Annotated in this window: 4 protein-coding genes; 2 read left to right on the top strand and 2 right to left on the bottom strand. The window is 71.0% G+C overall.

The features are described 5' to 3' along the window. On the top strand, nucleotides 1-521 hold a 521-nt coding region (locus A9O63_RS00055), incomplete at its 5' end, for an alpha/beta hydrolase (RefSeq protein ID WP_069330091.1). Between the two features lie 217 nt (nucleotides 522-738). Here A9O63_RS00055 and A9O63_RS00060 read toward each other — a convergent pair. Next, nucleotides 739-1,023: an SH3 domain-containing protein gene (locus A9O63_RS00060; protein WP_069330092.1), complete on the bottom strand. Its 285-nt coding sequence runs from the start codon at nucleotides 1,021-1,023 to the stop codon at nucleotides 739-741. Between the two features lie 296 nt (nucleotides 1,024-1,319). Between A9O63_RS00060 and A9O63_RS00065 the strand changes: the two genes are divergently transcribed. Next, complete coding sequence (locus A9O63_RS00065) at nucleotides 1,320-1,790, top strand: MarR family winged helix-turn-helix transcriptional regulator (RefSeq protein ID WP_084295481.1); 471 nt, start codon at nucleotides 1,320-1,322, stop codon at nucleotides 1,788-1,790. A 67-nt stretch (nucleotides 1,791-1,857) separates the two neighbouring features. On the opposite strand, the gene A9O63_RS00070 is transcribed toward A9O63_RS00065, so the two are convergent. After that, nucleotides 1,858-3,792: a TonB-dependent receptor plug domain-containing protein gene (locus A9O63_RS00070; protein ID WP_069330094.1), complete on the bottom strand. Its 1,935-nt coding sequence runs from the start codon at nucleotides 3,790-3,792 to the stop codon at nucleotides 1,858-1,860. Nucleotides 3,793-4,164: the final 372 nt, after the last annotated feature.

Raw genomic sequence — 4,164 nt, forward strand, 5'->3', positions numbered from 1 at the left:
AATCCGACCTCGTGCCGCTGGGCCGGGCGGTCGCGCCCGGGGCGGCACTCCTGTCGCCGCGCGGCGCGGTGCTCGAGCAGGGGCGGCCGCGCTTCTTCCGCCGGCTCGCCGAGGGCGTCTTCGACGAGGCCGACGTGGAGCGCCGCGCCCACGATCTCGCCGACTTCATCGGCGAGGCGCAGGCCCGCTACGGCCTCACCGCGCCGGTGGCGCTCGGCTTCTCGAACGGCGCCAACATTGCGGCGGCGCTCCTCTGGCTGCGGCCCGAGGTGCTGGCGGGGGCTGTCCTGCTCCGGCCGATGGTGCCGCTGGCCAAGCCGCCATCGGGCGGCCTCGAGGGGCGGCCGGTGCTGATCCTCTCCGGCAGCGCCGATCCGATCGTGCCGGCCGAGAATGCCGCCCGGCTGGCCGGGCGGCTGACGGAGGCGGGCGCGGCGCTCACCCACCGCACCCTGCCCGCAAGCCACGGGCTGACCCAGCGCGACCTCGATCTGGCGACGGAGTGGCTCGCGGCGCGCTGACCGCCTCTTCTGCCGCGGCCCGCACCGGGCCGCGGGCGCCAGGCACCGAAAGGTTCCGCGCTGCCCTCCGCCGCGTGGGCCTCGCAGAGGATCTCCAGACGTGAGTCCGGGTCCGGCCCGCCTGCGGGCCGGCGGCCGGCTCGGCCCCTTCGAGCCGCAGCCTCCCCCTCACGACGATCCGGCGAGGGACGCGTCTTCACGGGCGATGGACCTGCCCTCAGCGCTCCGAGAGGTAGTCGGCGGAGACATAGCCCACGATCCGCGGCGCATTGACCGGCGACACGCGGCACCAGAGCTGACCCAACTCCGTCACGCAGCCCTGACGCCGGAGCGCCGTGCCGTCCGGCAGGCCGAGGAGAACACGGTAGCCGAGCCCCGGCCCGGCGCGGAGCTTCAGGAGCTCGTCGCCCGCACGCTCGACGACCACCTGTCCGCCCGGGCTTCCCGCGCAGCCGGCAAGGACCAGCATCGCGGCCAAGGCGGGAAAGAGCAGTCGATGCATGAGTCACCTCGGGTCTTCGGGGGCTGCAGGATGATCCGGCCCCCGATGTGACCGAGATTTCCGCCCGTGGCAACCGGCCTCCGCAGGCCCGATGGCGCCGCCTCCCGGGCCTCCCCCCATCGCGCCCAGGCACCCGCTGCCGGTGCCGCACTGCGCCGGTGCCGCACTGCGCCGGAGACGACGCCCGGGCTGCGAGCGGGGGAGCGTTTCGGAGAGAGCAGCCGAAGAAGGGCACCTTGCCGTTCCGGCGCCGGGCGAGGAAGATCGTGCACCCTCCCGACCGATAGGTTCCTCCCTTGTCCCTGACTTCCCGTCCGATCCCGTTCCAGAACGATCCCGACCCGTCCATGGGCCTGAACCGGGCCTGGTTCAATCTGCTGCGCGTGCAGCGCAGCCTGATGCCCAAGGTCGCGCGCAGGCTGAAGTCGGAGGGGGTCGAGGATGTCGTCTGGTACGAGATCCTTCTGGAACTGGAGCGGGCAGAGCCCTCAGGTCTCGCCATGGCCGAGATCGAGCGGCGGCTTCTCGTGGCGCAATATGCCCTGTCGCGCCATGTCGCGCGCATCGAGGCGCGCGGCTGGATCGCCCGGCGGCGCTCGCCCGGACAGGGCCGGGGGCAGATCCTCTCGCTGACCCCGACGGGCCGGGGAATGCACGACCGGATCTGGCAGATCTACCGCGAGGCCATTCACGAGGAGCTGGGCGCCCGCCTCAGCCATGAAGAGGGCTATTCGTTGGCGGCCCTGCTGATCCGGCTCTATCCCTGACGGATCTCCGACGGCTGTCCGGGAACCGCCGCGGCCGGGGCATCCCCGCCGCAGCGCACCCGTCGCCTCAGAAGCGCGTGACCGCGCTGAGGGTGATCGTTCGGCCCGGCTCCTTCAGCGAGGTGACGTCGCTATATTCCGCGCCGTAGGTCGCGCGGTCCGCATAGGTCTTGTCGAACAGGTTGTCGACCTGCAGCCGGAGCGTCAGGCTCTGCGCCTGAGGCGGCACATATTCGGCGAAGAGATTCACGACCGAATAGCCCTCGAGATCCAGATCGGCCGAGGCGGGCATGTCGTGATCGAGCGCGAGATCGAGCCCGCCGCCGAGCCGCAGCCCCGCAACCGCCGTGTCCTGCTGGAGCTCGAACGCGGCCACGGTGCCCAGAGGGGCCCCGAAGTCGAGCGCCTCGTAGCCCGCGGCCTTCTCGCCGTCCACCTTCACCTCGCTGTGGGAGAGGGTGGCGCGCGCAAAGCCGCCGTCCCAGCCGTAGGTCGCGCCGAGGTTGAAGCCGCGGCTCTCGAAGTCGAAAGTGTCGGAGGCACTGCGGGCGTCGTTGATCTCGGTCAGGAAGAGCTCGCCTCCGAACTTGAGGGCGCCCGCGTCCCAGTCGAAGCCCAGGCTCGCGTTCCGGGCCCGCGACGGCCGCAGGTCGCCGTAGTCCCAGTTCGGCCGGAAGATGTAGTTGTCCTCGATGTCGATGCCGCCGAAGATCGAGGAAAGGCCGCCGCGCAGCGTGAGGCTCTCGGTCAGGGCGTAGCTTGCGGAGACGTTGCCCGAGGCCCCCGAATGACGCAGGTCGCTGCCGTCGACGCCCTCGAACTCCTGACGGTCGAGGCGGCCGCCGAACGAGAGCCGCCAGCGGTCGGTGGGCTCGAGCCGGGCCTGGACGAAGAGGCCGAGATTGTGCGACGTCTCCTCGAGGAACTCGCCGAAGGTCGGGCTCGAATATTCTCCGAACCGGCGCTGCCAGTCGAGGCCGGCCGAGATCCGGTCGGTGGCATTCAGGTGGAAATCGTTCTGCAGCGTGGCCGACCAGGTGCCCGACAGGCCGTTGCTGTCGTAGGGCTCGGGAATGACGACGTCGCTCTCCGAATAGCCGAGCCGGAAGCTCGGATCCCACATCCCCTCGCCTTGCGTGTTCTCGTAGGAGAGCGACCAGCTTTCCCGCGTCGTGTCATAGACGCGCAGCTGATCGACCACCTCGCCCAGTCCGCCGAAGTTCGCCCGATACTGGCGCAGCTCATCGTCCCTCAGGCGCAGCGCCGACAGCTCGAAGCGGTGGCCGCCCTCGCTCTCGTAGGCGAGCTTTCCCAGCGCGCTCTTGAGATTGGCCGCCGTTCCGAGCCGCGTGGCCCCGTCGCCGTCCTCGTAATCGTCGCCCGTCGCGCGCTTGGCGTAAGCCAGCCACTCGAAGCCGCCCTCGCGCCCGGCGAGGGTCAGGGCGCCCTGCGCCGTCTCGCCGTTGTCGCTGTAGCTCAGGCGCAGGTTGCCGCCGAAGCGCTGCCCCTCGCGCAGGATATCGGCGGCATCGACCGTCTCGAACACGACCGACCCCGCCAGCGCATGGGGCCCGGCATCGGCCGGCGAGATCGTGGCATCCACCCGCACCTGCTTGAGCAGCCCCGGATCGATCGCATTGGCCGAGACATGGTGGAAGGCGCGGTTGTTCTGCGCGGCCCCGTCGATGCTGACCCCGAGGTTCAGCATGTCGACGCCGTTCACGAAGATCTTCTGCGTGAGGGGCAGCGCCCCTCCGACCGAGACGGAGGCGATGCCCGCGAAGACGTCCTTGAGGTCTCCGGTGCGCGCGCGCTCGAGCTCGGCATCGGCGACGTACATCGAGGTGGCGCGGTCGGCGGCTTCGGCGAAATCGTCGCGCGCCTGCACCACGATGGGATCGAGCGAGAAGGCCAGATCCTGTGCATGGGCGGCAGCACAGGACCCGCTCAGCGCGGCGCTCCCGGCCAGAAGCCGGATCATTCGGGGCGACAGGATGGACATGGGTCTCCAGGGTCAGCTGATGCGGAACGGATGCGCGCTGGGGAAACCTGGCTTCGAGAGATGTTAACGGAACGGCGTGTTAGATGCAATCGCATGTTATAGGACCGGCCGCGCCACCCCCGGGAAGGGGCCGTCTTCACCCGTGGCGGAGAAGGGGCGGCGGCGGGGCGCCTCGCCGACGTCCGGCGACATGGGGAGAGGCGGGCGGCCCGCCCCGGCAGGCCCCGTCGAGGAAACCGCCTCCGATCCGAAGCCGACCCCCGCCTGCCGGGCGAGCGACGGGCTCCAGCCCGGTGCCTTGGCCTTCGGTCCCGGGCGGATGCCCTCGCTTCGGGACCGCCGCCCTCGGGCCGGGCGTCGCCTCCCGTGGCC

This window comes from Cereibacter johrii (assembly GCF_001720585.1).
GTDB lineage: Bacteria > Pseudomonadota > Alphaproteobacteria > Rhodobacterales > Rhodobacteraceae > Cereibacter_A > Cereibacter_A johrii.

Bases quoted from the DNA above. Each gene is read 5' to 3' on its own strand.
- A9O63_RS00060 (WP_069330092.1), bottom strand. From the start codon at position 1,023: ATGCATCGACTGCTCTTTCCCGCCTTGGCCGCGATGCTGGTCCTTGCC.
- A9O63_RS00070 (WP_069330094.1), bottom strand. From the start codon at position 3,792: ATGTCCATCCTGTCGCCCCGAATGATCCGGCTTCTGGCCGGGAGCGCC.